Source organism: Tenuibacillus multivorans, from assembly GCF_900103915.1.
Taxonomy (GTDB): domain Bacteria; phylum Bacillota; class Bacilli; order Bacillales; family Alkalibacillaceae; genus Tenuibacillus; species Tenuibacillus multivorans.
Genome location: NZ_FNIG01000003.1, coordinates 199,680 through 218,257, shown reverse-complemented (window position 1 = coordinate 218,257; position 18,578 = coordinate 199,680). Strand labels below are relative to the sequence as shown.

Annotated in this window: 19 protein-coding genes, 1 pseudogene and 2 other annotated features (1 of these 22 only partly in view); all 20 genes and pseudogenes read left to right on the top strand. The window is 36.4% G+C overall.

Going from position 1 to position 18,578, the window contains the following annotated elements; genetic code table 11:
* Positions 1-80: a binding site (T-box leader), on the top strand (it extends 147 nt beyond the left edge of the window).
* A 61-nt stretch (positions 81-141) separates the two neighbouring features.
* The 20 genes and pseudogenes from BLP77_RS06050 (at position 142) to BLP77_RS05960 (ending at position 18,516) form a co-directional block, all read left to right on the top strand.
* A complete protein-coding gene (locus tag BLP77_RS06050) occupies positions 142-2,790 on the top strand; it encodes a valine--tRNA ligase (protein WP_093856224.1) in 2,649 nt (882 codons plus the stop codon).
* 59 nt (positions 2,791-2,849) lie between these two features.
* Positions 2,850-4,142: a bifunctional folylpolyglutamate synthase/dihydrofolate synthase gene (locus tag BLP77_RS06045; protein ID WP_093856223.1), complete on the top strand. Its 1,293-nt coding sequence runs from the start codon at positions 2,850-2,852 to the stop codon at positions 4,140-4,142.
* A gap of 38 nt (positions 4,143-4,180) precedes the next feature.
* A complete protein-coding gene (locus BLP77_RS06040) occupies positions 4,181-5,896 on the top strand; it encodes a sensor domain-containing diguanylate cyclase (RefSeq protein WP_093856222.1) in 1,716 nt (571 codons plus the stop codon).
* A 126-nt stretch (positions 5,897-6,022) separates the two neighbouring features.
* Positions 6,023-6,877 (top strand): hypothetical protein, encoded by an 855-nt coding sequence (locus tag BLP77_RS06035; RefSeq protein ID WP_093856221.1) that lies wholly within the window; start codon positions 6,023-6,025, stop codon positions 6,875-6,877.
* A gap of 168 nt (positions 6,878-7,045) precedes the next feature.
* Positions 7,046-7,723, top strand: a complete 678-nt coding sequence (gene radC, locus BLP77_RS06030) for a RadC family protein (protein ID WP_093856422.1) — start codon at positions 7,046-7,048, stop codon at positions 7,721-7,723.
* A 201-nt stretch (positions 7,724-7,924) separates the two neighbouring features.
* Positions 7,925-8,959: a rod shape-determining protein gene (gene mreB, locus BLP77_RS06025; protein ID WP_093856220.1), complete on the top strand. Its 1,035-nt coding sequence runs from the start codon at positions 7,925-7,927 to the stop codon at positions 8,957-8,959.
* A gap of 17 nt (positions 8,960-8,976) precedes the next feature.
* Positions 8,977-9,855 carry a rod shape-determining protein MreC gene (mreC, locus tag BLP77_RS06020; RefSeq protein ID WP_093856219.1) on the top strand — a complete coding sequence of 293 codons (879 nt, stop codon included), beginning with the start codon at positions 8,977-8,979 and terminating at the stop codon, positions 9,853-9,855.
* On the top strand, positions 9,855-10,385 hold the full coding sequence (mreD, locus tag BLP77_RS06015) for a rod shape-determining protein MreD (RefSeq protein WP_176752976.1): 531 nt from the start codon (positions 9,855-9,857) through the stop codon (positions 10,383-10,385). The genes mreC and mreD overlap by 1 nt, the downstream gene beginning before the upstream one ends.
* 36 nt (positions 10,386-10,421) lie before the next feature.
* Complete coding sequence (minC, locus tag BLP77_RS06010; protein ID WP_093856217.1) at positions 10,422-11,093, top strand: septum site-determining protein MinC; 672 nt, start codon at positions 10,422-10,424, stop codon at positions 11,091-11,093.
* A gap of 1 nt (position 11,094) precedes the next feature.
* Positions 11,095-11,892: a septum site-determining protein MinD gene (minD, locus tag BLP77_RS06005; protein WP_093856216.1), complete on the top strand. Its 798-nt coding sequence runs from the start codon at positions 11,095-11,097 to the stop codon at positions 11,890-11,892.
* 216 nt (positions 11,893-12,108) lie between these two features.
* Positions 12,109-12,876 carry a M23 family metallopeptidase gene (locus tag BLP77_RS06000; protein WP_093856215.1) on the top strand — a complete coding sequence of 256 codons (768 nt, stop codon included), beginning with the start codon at positions 12,109-12,111 and terminating at the stop codon, positions 12,874-12,876.
* Complete coding sequence (locus tag BLP77_RS05995; RefSeq protein WP_093856214.1) at positions 12,863-13,708, top strand: M50 family metallopeptidase; 846 nt, start codon at positions 12,863-12,865, stop codon at positions 13,706-13,708. Before BLP77_RS06000 ends, BLP77_RS05995 begins: the two co-directional genes overlap by 14 nt.
* Before the next feature lie 152 nt (positions 13,709-13,860).
* Positions 13,861-13,935 (top strand) — a sequence feature (ribosomal protein L21 leader region).
* A gap of 14 nt (positions 13,936-13,949) precedes the next feature.
* Positions 13,950-14,258, top strand: coding sequence for a 50S ribosomal protein L21 (rplU, locus tag BLP77_RS05990; RefSeq protein WP_093856213.1), 309 nt, complete (start codon positions 13,950-13,952; stop codon positions 14,256-14,258).
* 12 nt (positions 14,259-14,270) lie between these two features.
* A complete protein-coding gene (locus BLP77_RS05985; RefSeq protein WP_093856212.1) occupies positions 14,271-14,600 on the top strand; it encodes a ribosomal-processing cysteine protease Prp in 330 nt (109 codons plus the stop codon).
* Between the two features lie 14 nt (positions 14,601-14,614).
* On the top strand, positions 14,615-14,905 hold the full coding sequence (gene rpmA, locus BLP77_RS05980; protein WP_093856211.1) for a 50S ribosomal protein L27: 291 nt from the start codon (positions 14,615-14,617) through the stop codon (positions 14,903-14,905).
* Positions 14,906-15,046: 141 nt separating this feature from the next.
* Positions 15,047-15,556 carry a Spo0B domain-containing protein gene (locus BLP77_RS05975; RefSeq protein WP_093856210.1) on the top strand — a complete coding sequence of 170 codons (510 nt, stop codon included), beginning with the start codon at positions 15,047-15,049 and terminating at the stop codon, positions 15,554-15,556.
* Between the two features lie 9 nt (positions 15,557-15,565).
* The gene (gene obgE, locus BLP77_RS05970; RefSeq protein ID WP_093856209.1) at positions 15,566-16,855 is read left to right on the top strand and encodes a GTPase ObgE; all 1,290 of its coding nucleotides are present in this window, start codon (positions 15,566-15,568) and stop codon (positions 16,853-16,855) included.
* A gap of 169 nt (positions 16,856-17,024) precedes the next feature.
* Positions 17,025-17,501 carry a DUF2975 domain-containing protein gene (locus tag BLP77_RS05965; RefSeq protein WP_093856208.1) on the top strand — a complete coding sequence of 159 codons (477 nt, stop codon included), beginning with the start codon at positions 17,025-17,027 and terminating at the stop codon, positions 17,499-17,501.
* 9 nt (positions 17,502-17,510) lie between these two features.
* Positions 17,511-17,666 (top strand): annotated as a pseudogene (locus BLP77_RS16250) (helix-turn-helix domain-containing protein).
* A 112-nt stretch (positions 17,667-17,778) separates the two neighbouring features.
* Positions 17,779-18,516: a LysM peptidoglycan-binding domain-containing protein gene (locus BLP77_RS05960; RefSeq protein WP_093856207.1), complete on the top strand. Its 738-nt coding sequence runs from the start codon at positions 17,779-17,781 to the stop codon at positions 18,514-18,516.
* Positions 18,517-18,578 lie beyond the last annotated feature (62 nt).

Here is an 18,578-nt window from a genome sequence, read left to right as displayed (position 1 = left end):
TTAATGTTACAAAGTGCGCAACCACAGCTGTGGTTTGCGAACAAAGGTGGTACCGCGAATACAATCTTTTCGTCCTTTTTCAAGGATGAAAAGATTTTTTTATTTATATGAAGTTAAATAAACGAATAAGGAGGATTTTATATGGCTGACCAGAAAACGTCGATGGCGCCAAAATATCATCCACAAGAAGTTGAAAAAGATCGCTATAATTTTTGGGTAGATGGCAAATTCTTTGAAGCTAAAAATGATCAATCGAAAAATCCGTTTACAATTGTTATTCCACCACCAAACGTAACCGGTCGTTTACACTTAGGTCATGCTTGGGACACCACGTTACAAGACATTATGACTCGTTATAAACGGATGCGCGGTTATGATGTATTATGGTTACCAGGAATGGACCATGCGGGAATTGCGACACAATCAAAGGTTGAAGCTAAATTAAAAGAAAATGGTCAAAACCGTTATGATTTAGGTCGTGAAAAATTTCTTGAGCAAGTATGGAATTGGAAGGAAGAATATGCATCCTTCATCCGTCAACAATGGGAAAAGCTTGGTTTAGGACTTGATTATTCCAAAGAGCGTTTCACATTAGATGATGGTCTGTCTAATGCTGTAAAAGAAGTATTTGTGACCCTTTATGAGAAAGATCTTATTTATCGTGGCGAATATATCATTAACTGGGATCCTAGTACACAAACAGCATTATCTGACATTGAAGTTATTTATAAAGATGTCAAAGGTGCCTTTTATCACATGCGGTATCCATTAAAAGACGGTTCAGGTCATATCGAGATAGCGACCACACGTCCAGAGACGATGCTCGGCGATACGGCTGTCGCTGTTCACCCAGAAGATGATCGTTACAAGCATTTAATTGGTAAAAAAGTCGTATTACCAATCGTCGGTCGCGAAATCGAAATCGTAGCTGATGATTATGTCGATATGGAATTTGGTTCTGGTGCTGTTAAAATCACACCTGCTCATGATCCAAATGACTTTGAGATTGGTAACCGTCACAATTTAGAACGAGTTCTCGTCATGAATGAAGATGGAACGATGAACGAAAATGCTGGTAAATATAAAAATATGGATCGATTTGAATGCCGGAAGCAAATCGTTCAAGATTTACAAGACGAAGGTGTTTTATTCGAAATTGAAGATCACGAGCATTCTGTTGGCCATTCAGAGCGTAGTAATGCTGTTGTTGAACCATATTTATCTACGCAATGGTTCGTCAAAATGGGGCCATTAGCAGAACAAGCGATTCACTTACAGCAAACCGATGATAAAGTTAATTTTGTTCCGGATCGCTTTGAAAAGACTTATCTCAACTGGATGGAAAATATTCGTGATTGGTGTATTTCGCGTCAACTATGGTGGGGGCATCGTATCCCGGCTTGGTATCATAAAGAAACTGGTGAAGTTTATGTTGGTCGTGAGGCACCTGAGGACATTGAGAACTGGAGACAGGATGATGATGTTCTAGATACATGGTTCTCATCTGCCTTATGGCCGTTTTCAACAATGGGCTGGCCAGATGAAAATAGCAAGGATTTTATGCGTTATTTCCCAACAGATGTTTTAGTGACAGGTTACGACATTATTTTCTTCTGGGTAGCACGAATGGTATTCCAATCTAAGGAGTTTACAAATCGTCGCCCATTTAAAGACGTACTCATTCACGGTTTAGTTCGTGATGCACAAGGACGCAAGATGAGTAAGTCACTTGGAAATGGTGTTGACCCAATGGATGTGATTGACCAATACGGTGCTGATTCCTTGCGTTACTTCTTAGCAACGGGTTCTTCACCAGGGCAGGATCTTCGTTTCCAATGGGATAAAGTTGAAGCAACCTGGAATTTCGCTAATAAGATTTGGAATGCATCACGCTTTGTCATTATGAATCTAGAGGACTTTAGATATGAAGACATTGATTTATCAAAAGAAAAATCGTTAGCGGATGAGTGGATTTTAACACGCCTGAATGAAACCGTTGAAAACGTGACTCGTAATATAGAACGATATGACTTCGGTGAAGCGGGCCGTCATTTATATAACTTTATATGGGATGAGTTTTGTGATTGGTATATTGAAATGGCGAAATTACCGCTATATGGAGAAGATGAAGAAGCTAAGCAAACTACGCGTTCCGTTTTAGTTGTCACGTTAGATAGCATTTTGCGAATGCTCCATCCGTTTATGCCGTTTATTACCGAGGAAATATGGCAGCATATTCCACATGAAGGAGAATCGATTGTAGAAACGGATTGGCCGGAAGTAATAAGTGAATATTCTAATGAACAATCGGCTAAAGAAATGCAACGTCTAGTATCCATTATTCGTTCCGTTCGAAATGTTCGTTCTGAAGTCGACACACCAATGTCGAAATCAATTAATATCATTATTAAAGCCCATGATGAATCCGTCGTGAGAGAGCTGCATACGAACCGACATTATTTAGATCGTTTCTGTAACCCAGAACAATTAACGATTGCAACAGATGTTGAGGTGCAAGAACAAGCTAAAAGTGCGGTCGTTACAGGTGCAGAAATTTTCTTCCCGCTAGAAGGTTTAATAAATATTGATGCAGAAATTGAACGTTTGAAACAAGAATTAGAGAAATGGAATAGCGAGGTTGAACGTGTTCAGAAAAAATTAGCAAACGAAAACTTTGTAAATAAAGCCCCTGAACATGTTGTACAAGAAGAACGCGATAAGGAGAAAGACTACCTTGAAAAACAGCGTTTAGTTCAAGAACGAATAAAAGAATTAGAAACGGTATCCTAACCTTTACAAATTGCCTGTCATACACAGGCAATTTGTATTTACATAATGAGGGATTTGAAATGAACGAATCACAAGCAATTGACTGGATTCATAAACAATTAAAATTTGGAATTAAGCCAGGACTCAAACGTGTTCAATGGCTACTGAGTGAGTTGGACAATCCAGATAAGCATTTGAAGATCGTCCATGTTGCGGGGACGAATGGGAAAGGCTCGACAGTCGCCTTTTTACGTCATATTTTACAAGAACACGGTTTTAGTGTTGGGACCTTTACATCACCCTATATTGAAGTTTTTAATGAACGAATAAGCATTAACGGGGAACCCATTAGTGGTGAGGATCTCGTTCAATACGTTACGATGATTAAACCGTTGTGTGAACAATTAGCCAAAACGGACTTGGGTTCGCCTACTGAGTTTGAAATCATTACGGTCATAGCCTTAAAGTATTTTCAAGAAATCGATGTAGAGTACGCCATTTTTGAAGTCGGTTTAGGTGGAAGGTTAGATTCAACGAATGTTATCGATCCGGTTCTATCAGTCATAACGACAATTGGGTTCGACCATACAGACATTTTAGGTGAAACAATTGAAGAAATAGCTTATGAAAAAGCAGGAATTATCAAACAGAAAAAGCCAGTGATGACGAATGTCGTCGATTATAAAGCCCTTAACATTATTGAAAAACAGGCTAAAAAAATGAATAGCCCATTGAGTCAATTAACAGTTGATTTTAACTATCAATGGTTGAAATCTCTTTATAATGGTGAAATATTTTCGTTCAGGTCTAAATGTTTAACCATCGACCGTATCACACTAAATATGAGTGGTCAGCATCAGGTTGAGAATGCGACCTTGGCAATATTTACCTTCAAAAAGTTGTCCGATTTAGAAGGATTTTCAATCTCGATAGAGAAAATAAAAGAAGGTATAAGGAAAACGACGTGGATCGGTCGGTATGAAATCGTTCAGGAAAACCCAACTATTATATTAGATGGTGCGCACAACATTGAAGCTTTAAAACCTTTATTAAAAACGTTGGGGCAACGTTATAGACATGAAAAAGTTGATGTTTTATTTTCAGCGGTTAAAGGAAAGCCTGTCGATCAAATGTTGCAGCTTCTTCAGCGACACTTTGAGACGATTCATTTAACAGCGTTTGACTTTTTTAAAAGTTATAGGCATGAAGAACTATTACAAAAGTTCAGAAAATATGGTATAATAGTATCAAAAAATTGGAAGAACGTTGTAGATGAATTTAATTGTAGTCAAGATTCAGATAGCGTTTTAGTGATAACCGGTTCGTTATATTTTGTATCTGAGGTTAGAAGTTATTTGACGCAGCAGAAATAATTAGAGTTTTTTGCGAGCGTTCACGAAGGGGCTTTTTTATGGCGAAATCAAAAGTATGGACACTATGGATCATTTGGTTGGTAACCTTCCCAGCATTAATGGCTTATTTATTTTTAGAGTTTAGTCCTGATTTTTCTGATTATTGGTTTGACCTACTGGCTTTTGCTATTGTTATTAGTGCAATAGCAATTTTTCCTATTAAAATAGGAAATATTACTGTTTTCTTCGTCAATGGTGTCAGTTTAGCAGCCTTTTTATATTTTGGACTTTTGGCGGAGGTTTTATTAACTCAAATTGCTTTAGTGGCTTTACTCGTTAAAGACAAACTTAAAAAAGATCAATCATATCGAATTGCATCAAACTCCACGATGTTGCTGCTAACATCAATTGCAGCAGCTGGTGTTTATTATGCTTTAGGTGGAGAACATGGTGAGCTAGCGTTTAATTCATTTGAAGAGACCGTACCTTTAATTGGTTATATTTTAAGCTATATCTTAGTTAACCAAATTTTTATTGCGATATTATCAGCTTATTTAAACGGGGAGAACTTGTTTAAATTACCGAGAACTTTATTTATCGATTCAGGAATTACATTACTCGGTTTCCCTTTAGGTTTGGTTTTATATTTAATGTATTTACAAATTGAATCAATCGCTGTCTTTATTGTTGGAATTCCATTTGTCCTGTTATCGACTGTATTTTCCTATTATCATAGTAGTCAACGGGTAAATCGATATTTACATGTAACGAGTGAAATTGGTCATGAGCTATCTAAAAGTTTAAATGTTAAAAGTGTGCTAGATACCTTTTTGAAAGAGGTTAAACAGTTAATACCAGCATCACATATCTATGTTTTTGATATTATACGTGATAGTCATACCATGAGTCTCATTAGGTACTTAGATGATCAAGGTTTAAATTTAAATAAAGATTCCCAACTACGTCGCGGACAAGGGTTTGCAGGTAAGGTATATGAAGAACAAAAAAGTATCATGATTACGCGTAAAAAGGATTTAGAGGAACTTAATCATGAATTACCTGCTAATGCCAAAAGCGCTCTAGGTGTTCCAATCCTAAGAAATAACAAAACCGTTGGCGTTCTATCCGTTGCCTCACGGGAATTTAATGCTTTTGAAAAATATCATTTAATGTTATTAGAAATATTAGCTAACTTTTTATCTGTTGCCGTTGAAAACGCGAGACATTATGAAACAGCTAAAAATCGTAGCCAGAAAGATCAGTTAACGGGTTTATACAATTATCGTTATTTTATCGAGCATATTCACGAATATGCTTCTGACTTAGAAGCAAAAGGTATTGAAGAAAATCTCTCAGTTATTATTTTGGACCTAGACTCATTTAAAGCGATTAATGATCAGTATGGTCATGAATCGGGTAACGAGGTTTTAGCAGAATTAGCAAAACGTTTAAAAAATTTAATAGGAGAACGTGGCACCATAGCACGTTATGGTGGGGAAGAATTCACGATACTAGTCAAAGGAATGACGCATGAAAAGGTTATTGATATGGCTGAAGAGGTTAGGGATGAGATTGCTAATGAGCCTTTTGTTTTATATAAAACGATTAATGGTAATGTCGAGGTTAAAGAAATTAATGTCACAGCAAGTATTGGTGTTGCGACTTATCCTGACCAATGTGAAACACCACAAGAATTAATTAGAAATGCCGATCGCTCTATGTATATAGGTGCTAAGAGAAATGGAAAGAATAAGGTAGCATCCTTAACAGTATAAGAAAACGCTTGAGAAAAACTCAAGCGTTTTTTGTTCGATTTTGACGAAGTCATCTGACAAGATTTAACTTATTTTGCGTTCACTTTGTGCTACGATTTAGTCATCCTAGCATAAGGTGGTTTGAAAATGGACGAGCATAAAAAAGTTCGAGTAACGATGAATCAACAATCGACGAATCATAAGAAAAATGACCTTGAATATTTTTTAACACCTAAATCTAGTAAAAATTCAAAACCTTCATTTTTTCGTGGTCGTTCTATGTACGGAAAAATGGTTAAGCCTGTTGTATTCGCTGTGATTTTAGGTGTTGTTTTTGGTGCAGGATTAATATACTTTTTTTCAGATCTGACTCCATCAGCTATTCCCGTAGCAAGTGTAGATGATGAAGAAAATCAGGCAGAAGAGGAAGGTAACGATGGTGAACAAAGTACGGAGAATCCGTTAGCCTTTAATATTCCAGGTAAGACGCATGATGTGATACAGTTTGGAGTTTTTTCATCAGCAGAAAATGCTCGTGAGTTCATTCAAACACTCTTATCACCTCATGCTATTCCCGCAGTGGTACAAGAAAATAATGGTCAATTTTTCATTATTAGTCACTTAATTTATTCAGAATCTGAGAAGAATCAAATTACTGAATGGCTAGAGTCTAAAGATTTAATTTATATGGAGGATTTTTTATATAAATCTTGGAGCTTTAATCCTGTGGAGGCACAAGTAAGTGAAGAGGAACAAGCGTGGTTAGAACAAGGGTTGGATTTAATTGAGGCCTATCAAAATTCGGATTCTATCGATAACTGGGTTGCCGATAGTTTAGCCTGGATTGATGAACGACCAGAAGCATATCGTAACAATCAAAAATTAATTCAAGCTCATGAGCTATTGGCTGATATACAAGGCGGATTAGATAGTCAACTACAGAACTTTTATACACATACAACCTTATTAAACCTTCAATTATTTTTTTCAAATATAGCCTAATTTAATTATCTCGTTGAAATCAAACCTAAATAATATAAAATTGACCCGAAATCACGGTTTTCCCTAGTGGAAAATCGTGTTTTTTGTGTTTTGTGTCAAACAATTTAAATGGATAAAATTAAATGTGACTACAAAATAATGAAAGGGGTTATTTAATTGGATTCAGAAATGATTTTCATTAAGGATGTTCCGAAAGATGATCGTCCTAGAGAACGCTTAATGCAAGCGGGGCCTCAAGCCTTATCAAATCAGGAGTTAATCGCCATTTTAATTGGGAGTGGTACGAAAGGAAATTCTGCTTTATCACTGGCCACACGTATTTTAGTTCACTTTGAAGGTTTATCGCTGTTAAAAGATTCTACTATTTCAGAGATGACATCTATTAAAGGGATTGGTGAAGCGAAGGCTGTGACGCTAATGGCTGCAATTGAGCTAGGTAAGCGGCTACATAGCTTTCGTGTAGGGGATCGTTATACAATTCGTAGCCCAGAAGATGGTGCTCATTTTTTAATGGAAGAAATGAAGGATTTAAAACAAGAGCATTTTGTTGCTTTATATCTCAATACGAAAAATCAAGTGATTCATCGGCAAACGATTTTTATTGGTGGTTTGAATTCCTCGATCGTCCATCCTCGCGAAATTTTTAAAGAAGCTATCAAACGCTCTGCTGCTTCTGTTATTTGTGCCCATAACCACCCTAGCGGCGATACGGCCCCATCCAATGAAGATATTCATGTCACGAAACGTCTATTTGAATCAGGTAAAGTTTTAGGAATTGAATTATTAGATCACTTAGTGATAGGTGATCATAAATTTACATCCCTAAAAGAGAAAGGGTATTTGTAGTGAAAATAGTTACAATATCTCATATTTTTGCTTCTATAAACTCTATCTATTTTTCTCTTTTTTTCGTATAATGAAATAAGAATAACTTTGAAGCGCCATAAGTCATTTTTTGGACAAAGTTGTGGCGCTTATTCATGTTTCATGATGCCATTACATATTTTTTAGTATACGAATGACAGACAGCAAAGAGAGGAGATTGTAATGGGTGCATCATTATTTAACAAGGATTTTGGAATTGATTTAGGAACTGCGAATACGTTAGTATTTGTTAAAGGAAAAGGCATTGTGTTACGTGAACCATCAGTCGTAGCTGTCAATAATCATACTGGAGAAATTACGGCAGTTGGCATTGAGGCCAAAAAAATGATTGGTAAAACACCGGAATCACTTTCGATTATACGTCCGATGAAGGATGGTGTTATTGCTGATTATGATACGACTTCTGCCATGATGAAATATTATATTGGAAAAATCCAACGTAAAACATGGTTTGGCAAACCGAATGTGATGGTTTGTGTCCCATCAGGTATTACAATGGTTGAGGAAAGAGCTGTGATTGATGCGACAAAACAAGCAGGCTCAAAGCATGTATTCCCTATTTCCGAACCGTTTGCCGCGGCTATTGGTGCTGGGTTATCCGTTTGGGAACCGCAAGGTAATATGGTCGTTGATATTGGTGGAGGGACAACAGAAGTAGCTATTGTTTCGCTTGGTGGAATCGTAACAAGTCAATCCCTAAGAATTGCTGGGGATAAATTAGATGAAGAAATCATGTATTATGTTAAAAAGCATAAGGGGTTAGTCATTGGGGAGTCAACAGCTGAGGATATTAAAATGCAGTTAGGTGCAGCGAAGAAAACAGATGACAAAGAAAGTATGGAAATTCGTGGACGAGATACTGTATTTGGTTTACCTAAAACTGTTGAAATTACAAGTGATGAAGTAGTCGATGCGATTTCAGATACGATTCAATCGATGATTGGTAAGATAATGGAAACGTTAGAGGCTACTCCTCCAGAGCTTTCTGCGGACATCATGGACCGCGGAATTGTTTTAACAGGTGGAGGAGCCATGTTACGTTATCTAGATGAATTGATTAAAGAGCAAACTAAAATACCTGTGTTCGTATCTGAACACCCTTTAGATTGCGTGGCAATCGGTACAGGAAAAGCATTAGATCATATAGAACACTTCAAAAATTCTCCTAACATTGCACGTCGAAATATATTGAACTAAGAGTAGGTGCTAATTTTATGCCTTCGTTTTTAAGAAAGAGAAAGCTAATCGTCTTTTTTACAACTATAATATTACTTGTAGCCATAATCGGATACTCATTAAGAGCAGACGAGCAGTCTAATATTGCAGTACAATTTATTCAAGATACGGTTGGTCTATTTCAAAATATCGTTTATCAACCAGTTAATTTTATTATTGATCTGACAGATAATATACAAGACATTCGTGATGTTTATTCACAAAATGAAGTTTTAAAGGAACAATTACAGGATTATAAATCATTGGCTTTTCAAGTAAATGAGTTGGAAAAGGAAAATGAAGAGCTACGAACAATTACCGAAATGGATAAGGCCATTAGTGATTATTCACCAATTAAGGCAACTGTTATCTCACGAAGCCCCGAGCAATGGTTCAATCAAGTTAAAATCAATAAAGGACGACAGCATGGAATTGAACCGAATATGGCAGTCTCGACTGCTGAGGGTATGATTGGAAAAGTGATCGGGGCTTCTCAGTTAACATCAACTGTTCAATTATTAACTGGATTTGATGTTGATAATCGTATTTCAGTCGTTGTGGATGGTCATGAAGATATTTTTGGATTAATTGAGGGATATGACGAAGAATCTGAGACGTTGCTATTTAGAGAATTGACAGATAGTGGTGATTTAGAAGAAGGACAAACCATTATAAGCTCTGGTATGGGAGGGGTCTTCCCTAGAGGACTATTAATCGGGGAAGTGTCTTCTGTAGAGTTAGATCAATATGGGTTAACTAAAATTGCCCATGTTAAACCGGCAGCTGATTTGTTAAATATTAATCATGTCATGGTCATTAATCGAGATATTTATTCACCCGTTCTTGACGACCAAGATCAATTAGAGGAGGAATCTTAGTGAGATCCCTCTATTTACCGCTTATTTCATTTATATTACTCGTGTTAGAAAGTGTTGCTGTAGGTTTTTTACCTGAAACGATTATGGCATCGGACTTATATTATATTCCTCACTGGATATTAGTATTTTCGTTATTAGTTCTACTTTTCTATGATCAAGAACATACCTACCATGGAATTGTGAACGGCGTCATCTTTGGTTTCCTATTTGAATTAGTATATACTGACTTACTAGGTATCTATATGTTAGCCTATGGCATTGTCTTGTATCTTATTCATCTCTTAATAAAGGTTTTACAACAAAACTTTGCAGTGACATTATTATTGGCTACAATAAGTATTATAGTAGCCGAACTTATTTTATATGCTTTATATTTGATGGTAGGACAAATTGACTTAGCAGTGACTGAATTTATACGATTACGGTTAATTCCTACTGTGTTAAGTAACATATTATTCTTATTAGTGATTTATCCTTTTTTTGCAAAACGTTTAGTCAAATGGCAGGAACAAGACCAGCAAATCAAGTAATCTGTATTTGGTAGAACAAAATCGGGGTGTACCTATATGTCAGAAATGAAACACTATATAACGATGAAGGGTACGAACAAAGGTATTGTAGTTTATTTAGATGATCAATGTTCATTTGAAATATTGCTTCAGGAACTAGAGGATAAAGTCAAAACGAGTGAGTCATCAGGAAAAACCGAGATAACAGTACATAGTCAATATCGCTATTTAACTGATGATCAACGAAAAGATATTGCACAGTTAATTGATCAATATAGTGACATGTCGATAAAAAAAATAGATTCATATGTTTTGACTCGAGAAGAATCATATGAGCTATATGACAATACAACTGTCAAATCAGTGATCAAAACTATTCGTTCAGGACAAGTTCATGAGGTTAAAGGTGATGCACTTGTCATCGGTGATGTCAATCCAGGTGGGACAGTTTTGGCAACAGGAAATATATTTGTGATGGGAAAGCTTAGAGGAATAGCCCACGCTGGTTTTAATGGGGATGAAAGTTGTGTCGTGGCAGCTTCATATATGCACCCTAGTCAAATAAGGATTGCAAACAAGATCAGCCGAGCTCCAGATTATGATGTAGAAGGGTCGCCAAGAGAGTTCGCTTATGTGAATTCAGAAACTGAACAAATCGAGTTAGATCAGCTACAGCATTTACAAAAAATCCGTCCTAATTTACTGGATGTATTTGAAAGGGGATTGTAAAATGGGTGAATCAATCGTAATCACGTCTGGAAAAGGTGGGGTTGGTAAAACAACAACTACAGCTAATATAGGGACCGCTTTAGCATTACTCGATCAAAAAGTGTGCTTAATCGATATGGATATAGGCTTACGAAATCTTGATGTGATTCTTGGCTTAGAAAATCGGATTATTTTTAATTTAATTGATGTACTTGAAGGGCGTTGTAAATTACAATCTGCATTAGTGAAAGATAAGCGCTTTGATTGCCTACATTTATTACCTGCTGCTCAAACCAGTGATAAAAATGAAGTAACACCTGATGGGATCAAAGAGTTAATAGAAGAATTAAAGCCTGATTATGACTATATTTTAATTGACTGTCCTGCAGGGATTGAACAAGGTTATAAAAATGCCGTGGCTGGCGCAGATAAAGCAGTGGCCATCACAACACCTGAAAAATCAAGTGTGCGTGATGCTGACCGGATTATCGGTTTGCTAGAACAAGAAGGGTTAGAGACATCCCCTTATTTGATTATTAACCGTATTCGCAAGCATATGATGGACAGTGGTGACATGCTAAGTGTTGATGACATTGTGTCAACATTATCGATTGAACTATTGGGTATTATCTTAGATGATGAGGATGTCATTCGTGCTTCACATCATGGTGAACCTGTAGCTTTTCAGCCAGACACGAAGGCTTCGATAAGCTATCGTAATATTGCAAGACGAATTTTAGGCGAATCAGTGCCACTGATGTCTTTTGATAATGATCAAGGCTTTATGACGAAAGTGAAAAAATTACTCGGAATGAAATAAGGGACGTATCGCATTAAGCGGTACGTTTTTTATGGATTAAGCCCCTGGGCGAAGATTGCCTTAACCTTTAACGGCAATATTATATCGAATAACGAGACATCATACTTTACTAAAAACTAGCTTATGATTGTGTTAACTATTAAAAATTGTAGAAACAATCATACTTTTATTTATTGATGAATAAGCTAGTACAAATTAAAAAGGGAATGGTGAAGTATGAGTCGTAAATTAAATGAAATCAGGAGTAATATTGCAAAACGTAAAATGAATAGGAACATTAATTTTAAAAATAATCCATCACACAATTCACTATTAGATGATGAAGAAAGGCATGGGTATACGTCATTTCCGAAGGTTGATTTCGATGAAGCTCGATCAAGGAGGTCTTCTTCTTATTTAACTAAGTTTTTAATTTCGACGTTGATCTTATTTTTCACTTTATTCATATACCAAACGCAAATCCCGATTCTAAATGCTGTTAAACCATATGTTCATCAAACATTGACAGAGGATTTACCATTCGCAACTGTACAAGCATGGTATGATGATAACTTTGCAACACCGTTATTGTTATTTGGCCGAGATGAAGAACGAGTTGTAACCAGTTCGCCTGTTAACTCCATTCCTGTTAGTGGAGTGCAAATGGAGAACCTTGAAAATTATGATAAGGGTGTTTATATCGAAGTTACGGAGTCTCAGGATGTCACGCCAATGGCACGTGGAAGCGTCATGTTTGCCGGGAAGAAGCCAGAAACGGGTCAAACAGTTATTGTCCAACACGAGGATGGAACAAAGTCGATTTATGGTCATTTAAATACCATTGACGTCTTTCATTATCAATTTGTATCACCGGGGCAGAAAATAGGTACTGTTGAACCTGATGAGGCAGTCGGATTTACTAACATGTATTTTGCGGTTCAAGAAGACAGTCAATATATAGATCCTGTTCAGTTTATTTTAGGGGAAAGCTATGAGGAGCAATAGCCTAATTCAATTTCATCCATTATTATTACTATTTCTATTGGCCAGTTATTTTTTAGGGATGTTTGTCGAATTAATATGTTTTTTTGTTATTATAACGATCCACGAATTAGGGCATTATCTAGCAGCTAAATACTATAAATGGAACATCACACGATTACTCATTTGGCCGTTTGGAGGTGTGATGGAAACAGAAGATTACTACAACCGGTCAAGTAAGGAAGAACTAATCGTTACGATTGCTGGACCTGCTCAACATATATGGATCTATGCATTACTTGGCTTGTTAAACTTCATCAATGTTCAGCATGTTTTCCTGGATCAACTGTTCATGATTAATACCATTATATTATTGTTTAATTTAATACCAATCCTTCCCCTTGATGGGGGGAGACTGGTTTTTATTTTTTTGACTAGAATTATTGCCTTTCATCAATCCATTATATGGATGGCATTATATTCAATTGCTTTCATTGGTATTGCGAATGTTTTGATGTATGTCATGAATTGGACAAGTATTCATTTAACTTTCTTATCCTTATTTCTATTGTTAGATAATTGGATGCTTTGGCAAAATAAGCACATTTTATTGTTGAAACATTTATTAGCTAGATATTTTATAACAAATGTTGATCGTTCCAACGTTAAATTTTTAAAAGCTTCATCTAGGACACCATTAAGTGAACTGGTAAAGCATTTTAAAAAAGATTGCTATCATTATGTCTACTTAGATCAACGCACTAATCCTATTTCTGAAGACGATTGTTTACAAGCATTATTTACACGAAATGAGCCAGCATTAACCGTAGAGCGTGTTCAGGCTAATGAAGCATAGAAGAATAATTTAAATTATCCCTTTACATGGCTAGACGTGCTATTTAAAATAGATAAGGTAGCGACTTCAGCGGTTTCAACGAATCTAAACAGTGGTTGACAATCTTTTTGCAGTCGTGGTATTATTTATTTTGTTATGCTTAAATGTAGCACCCGTTGCTACAACCGCTCAGAAGAGGTTATAAACTTATGTAGATAAGTACCTCGATGGCGAGTCTTAGTCTAAGAGGAGGTGCAGAAGAATGTACGCAATTATTGAAACTGGTGGAAAACAAATTAAAGTAGAAGAAGGTCAATCTATCTTCATCGAAAAGCTAGATGCTGACGCTGGTGAAGAAGTAACGTTTGACAACGTCCTTTTTGTTGGTGGTGACTCTGTAAAAGTTGGCTCACCATTAGTTGATGGCGCAACTGTTACAGGTAAAGTTGAAAAACAGGGTAAAGGTCGTAAAATCACTGTTTTCAAATACAAGCCAAAGAAAAACTATAAACGTAAACAAGGGCATCGTCAGCCTTACACAAAAGTAACGATTGAAAAAATTAATGCGTAAGGGTCATTAACTATGATTGAGTTGAGAGTATTTCGAAAAAATGATCAGATACAAGGATTTGAGCTGTCTGGGCACGCTAATAGTGGTCCACATGGTCATGATTTAGTCTGTTCGGCAGTATCAGCTGTATCATTTGGTACTGTTAATTCAATTATGAAACTTTGTCAGATCGATCCAGAGATTGAGCAAGGAGCCCAAGGTGGATACCTAAAGATGCTCTTACCTGAAGGCATGTCTGATAAAGCTTATGACAAAGCCCAAACGCTTTTACAAGGAATGCTGGTTACATTCCAAACGATTGAAAGAGATTATCATCAATATATAACCATCATTGAAAATTAAGGAGGTGCATGTCGATGCTACGTCTAGATTTACAATTCTTTTCTCAGAAAAAAGGTCAAGGTAGTACAAAAAACGGACGTGACTCAGAAGCGAAACGTTTAGGTGCTAAACGTGCGGACGGTCAATTCGTAACAGGTGGATCTATTCTTTACCGTCAACGCGGTACGAAAATCTACCCAGGTGAAAACGTAGGCCGTGGTGGAGATGACACATTATTCTCTAAAGTTGACGGTGTTGTACGTTTTGAACGTTACGGTCGTGACCGTAAAAAAGTGAGTGTATACCCAGAAGCTCTAGAAGCGTAAATGTGAACGAAAGCTGACTCCTTAACGAGTCAGCTTTTATTATGCTCATAATGGGTGGTAAAATATGGCTTGTCGTATTCGGCAAGCTTTTCTTTTGTTTTTCGTTTTATGATAGGATAGAGCATAAGGCGGGGTGGGAGAATGAAATTAGATGTTCATGAAGTTTTACAATTAATTCGACTATATCGACATGATTTAATGAATGATTTACAACTTGTTCACGGTTATGCCAGTATGAAACAATATGACGTATCGATGGATAAACTGAATCATCTTATCGCCAAATTAAGTGAAGAACGCACTTTACAGACAATTGATGCACCACAATTTGTTTATTGGTTAATTAAATTTAAATTAGAACATAAAGAAGTTACTCTAGAATTCGAGCTAGATGAGGATAAACAATCCGTAGAACCGTATGATCAAGAGCTTGTAACGGACGCAGAAGCTCTAATCAATACCCTTAGGCACGAGCTTGGTTCTTTAGAAGGTTTACATATCCGAATCGAAATAAAATATGACCATCAATGGCATATTAAGTACCGTGTAATAGGTCATGAGGAATTAAAAAAAGTCAAAATGGATAAACAAGCTAATTTAATGGTTGAACATAAAGAAAATGAGGTATTATTTGTATTTTCATATAAGTAGGTGAGTATGATGTTTATCGATCAGGTAGAGGTCTTTGTAAAAGCAGGTGACGGTGGGAATGGTTTAGTTGCCTTTCGTCGTGAAAAATATGAACCAATGGGTGGCCCAGCTGGTGGTGACGGCGGCCATGGTGGTGATGTCATTTTTGAAGTCGATGAAGGTCTCAACACCTTAATGGATTTCCGTTATCAAAAGCATTTTAAGGCACCTCGTGGTGAAAATGGCATGAGTAAGGGGATGCATGGTAAAAACGCTACCCCATTAGTCGTACCTGTACCACCCGGGACAACGATTCGAAATGCCGAGACTGATGATTTAATTGCGGATTTAACGAAGCATAAGCAACAAGCCATTATTGCCCAAGGTGGTCGTGGTGGTCGAGGTAATATCCGCTTTGCTAATGCACGAAACCGCGCACCAGAGTTAGCTGAAAATGGAGCACCTGGCGAAGAGTTGAATGTCAAAATAGAATTAAAAGTATTAGCCGACGTTGGTTTAGTTGGATTTCCTAGTGTCGGTAAATCAACATTATTATCAGTAGTCAGTGGTGCAAAGCCTAAAGTAGCTGATTATCATTTTACGACACTTAACCCTAATCTTGGTATGGTCCGCACTGAGGATGAGCGAAGTTTTGTGATGGCAGATTTACCGGGACTGATTGAAGGTGCTCATTCCGGTGTCGGCTTAGGTCACCAATTTTTGAAGCATATCGAACGAACACGTGTCATTGTACACATCATTGATATGTCAGGCCTTGAAGGGCGAGATCCTTATGAGGATTTTGTTACGATTAATAAAGAATTAGAACAGTACGATGAAAAGCTACTTGAGCGTCCGCAAATCATCGTTGCAAATAAAATGGATATGCCCGATTCTGAGGCTAATCTTAAAACGTTTAAAGAAAAGATCGATGATGAGTATCAAATATTTCCGCTCTCGACCATTACAAAAAAAGGTGTACGTGAATTATTGTACGCTATTGCTGATATGTTAGAGCAAATTCCTAAGCATCAATTTGAAACCGAGGAAGAAGCACAAACCGAAGAACGAGTCGTCTATAAATTTGAAAAAGAAGACGATGATATCGCAATTACGAGAGATCCTGATGGTGCTTATGTCGTTTCAGGTAAAACGATTGAACGAATCTTTAAAATGACTGATTTTAATCGTGATGAATCCGTTCGGCGATTTGCTCGACAAATGCGTCATTTGGGTGTTGATGATGCATTGAGGAAACGAGGAGCAGAAGACGGTGATACGATTCGTTTATTAGATTTTGAATTTGAGTTTATCGAATAATATGGTTAGAGCATTTCTGTACTTATAACAGAGATGCTCTTTTTTTGAATATGTGACGAGCGAAACAACACAAAAATAGTCATCTTTTTATTTTATTATTAAAAATTAGTAAATTTTTATTGTAATACGATAAATAAATTGTATAATAAAACGTGAGGTGATCATATATATGAAAAAAGGAACGGTAACTTTTTTAATTGCGTCTATTTTTATAATCGGGATGGCTGTTCTAACGCTTTGTATTTTTTGGCTACCATCTCAAGCGATTAGAGCAGCAGAGAATTTTCCAGAGTTTGCTTATTTAAAATATCCTACCCTAATTGGAATATACGCTACGGTAATTCCGTTTTATTTTGCATTGTATCAAGCCTTCAAGCTTTTGAGTTATATTGATCAAAGTAATGCATTTTCAACATTAGCAGTTGAAGCGTTAAGACGTATTAAATGGAGTGCTTTTGTTATTATTGGGATATATATTTTAGGAATGATTGTTTTGATGACTCAAAGTGCTCTTCATCCTGGGATTGCCCTAATCGGTATCATTATTGCGTTTGCGGCATTATTAGTATCACTCTTAGCTGCAACTTTACAAGAATTATTAAAACATGCTTTTAATATAAAAGCCGAGAATGACTTAACGGTCTGAGGTATCAGGATGGGAATTACGATTAATACTAAACAGAAAATGAGTGTAACGGAACTTTAACAAGAGTTGGTATCACGATGGTTAATCAAAAACGGTAAAGCAAAAGCAGTTCGACTTTCAACATTAGATGTACTTCGTAAGGCTTTAGACTGTCAATCTCCTTGAATACAATGATGATGATAAGTAATGTGAATTTCAATATAGGCAAACGCTCAACTTTTATGAACTTTTGCATAATGTGATATTGGGAATATTATCTGAAAGGAGATTTGTCACCATGAGAATACATGTTGTGCAAAAAGGTGAAACAGTTGATTCTGTGGCTAAGAAATACGGCTTATCAGCTGATGAGCTACAGAATATGAATCGACAATTGTCAAGTGTTGATCAATTGTTACCAAAAATGAAATTAAAAGTGCCGATGGAATTTGAAAAACATCAAACAAAAAATGAGGATAAGGTTGAAGAAGTGACACCTGAGAGAGAAACTCAAGATGACAATGCTGAAATTAATCGTGAGGTTGTTGATCAAAGTAAAAATGAGAATGAAGCATTATCAAGTGATCAAAAGAACTTTCAACTTCCACACGATCCGTACCAACCACGAGTATTACCTAGAATTAATGAAGATGAATATGTGATGAGTGATAAAATGATTTCGTCCATTGATGAGGATCAGGAGGATGAATTTATTCAACAATTCTTACCTGATCATGATCATGATTATGATAGTGGTTACCAAGAGCAGCCTTATGAACCTTTTGATTACGATTATGACTACAATTATCCTGTGCAAACCATGACACCTGTATATTATGATTATCGCCATATGTACCCTGATTATGCTTATCCTAACGCTTATTCTTTAATGAATGCTGCCTATCCAAATTATTCGTATTCGAATGATTCTTATTTCAATTATCCATACCCAAATAACACATATTGGAACTACTCATATCCAAATTACGTCTATCCTGGATATAATCCTTGTGGATGCGGAGGCTATTACTACTAATTTTGAGCACCATTGTTAGTTTGTGTTAAAATATTCAGTAGTGAATAAGTCGAAGGGGATAT

Excerpts from the sequence above, each read along its gene's own strand:
- BLP77_RS06050 (WP_093856224.1), top strand. The coding sequence starts at position 142 with ATGGCTGACCAGAAAACGTCGATGGCGCCAAAATATCATCCACAAGAA.
- BLP77_RS06045 (WP_093856223.1), top strand. The coding sequence starts at position 2,850 with ATGAACGAATCACAAGCAATTGACTGGATTCATAAACAATTAAAATTT.
- BLP77_RS06040 (WP_093856222.1), top strand. The coding sequence starts at position 4,181 with ATGGCGAAATCAAAAGTATGGACACTATGGATCATTTGGTTGGTAACC.
- BLP77_RS06035 (WP_093856221.1), top strand. The coding sequence starts at position 6,023 with ATGGACGAGCATAAAAAAGTTCGAGTAACGATGAATCAACAATCGACG.
- radC (WP_093856422.1), top strand. The coding sequence starts at position 7,046 with ATGATTTTCATTAAGGATGTTCCGAAAGATGATCGTCCTAGAGAACGC.
- mreB (WP_093856220.1), top strand. The coding sequence starts at position 7,925 with ATGGGTGCATCATTATTTAACAAGGATTTTGGAATTGATTTAGGAACT.
- mreC (WP_093856219.1), top strand. The coding sequence starts at position 8,977 with ATGCCTTCGTTTTTAAGAAAGAGAAAGCTAATCGTCTTTTTTACAACT.
- minC (WP_093856217.1), top strand. The coding sequence starts at position 10,422 with ATGTCAGAAATGAAACACTATATAACGATGAAGGGTACGAACAAAGGT.
- minD (WP_093856216.1), top strand. The coding sequence starts at position 11,095 with ATGGGTGAATCAATCGTAATCACGTCTGGAAAAGGTGGGGTTGGTAAA.
- BLP77_RS06000 (WP_093856215.1), top strand. The coding sequence starts at position 12,109 with ATGAGTCGTAAATTAAATGAAATCAGGAGTAATATTGCAAAACGTAAA.
- BLP77_RS05995 (WP_093856214.1), top strand. The coding sequence starts at position 12,863 with ATGAGGAGCAATAGCCTAATTCAATTTCATCCATTATTATTACTATTT.
- rplU (WP_093856213.1), top strand. The coding sequence starts at position 13,950 with ATGTACGCAATTATTGAAACTGGTGGAAAACAAATTAAAGTAGAAGAA.
- BLP77_RS05985 (WP_093856212.1), top strand. The coding sequence starts at position 14,271 with ATGATTGAGTTGAGAGTATTTCGAAAAAATGATCAGATACAAGGATTT.
- rpmA (WP_093856211.1), top strand. The coding sequence starts at position 14,615 with ATGCTACGTCTAGATTTACAATTCTTTTCTCAGAAAAAAGGTCAAGGT.
- BLP77_RS05975 (WP_093856210.1), top strand. The coding sequence starts at position 15,047 with ATGAAATTAGATGTTCATGAAGTTTTACAATTAATTCGACTATATCGA.
- obgE (WP_093856209.1), top strand. The coding sequence starts at position 15,566 with ATGTTTATCGATCAGGTAGAGGTCTTTGTAAAAGCAGGTGACGGTGGG.
- BLP77_RS05965 (WP_093856208.1), top strand. The coding sequence starts at position 17,025 with ATGAAAAAAGGAACGGTAACTTTTTTAATTGCGTCTATTTTTATAATC.
- BLP77_RS05960 (WP_093856207.1), top strand. The coding sequence starts at position 17,779 with ATGAGAATACATGTTGTGCAAAAAGGTGAAACAGTTGATTCTGTGGCT.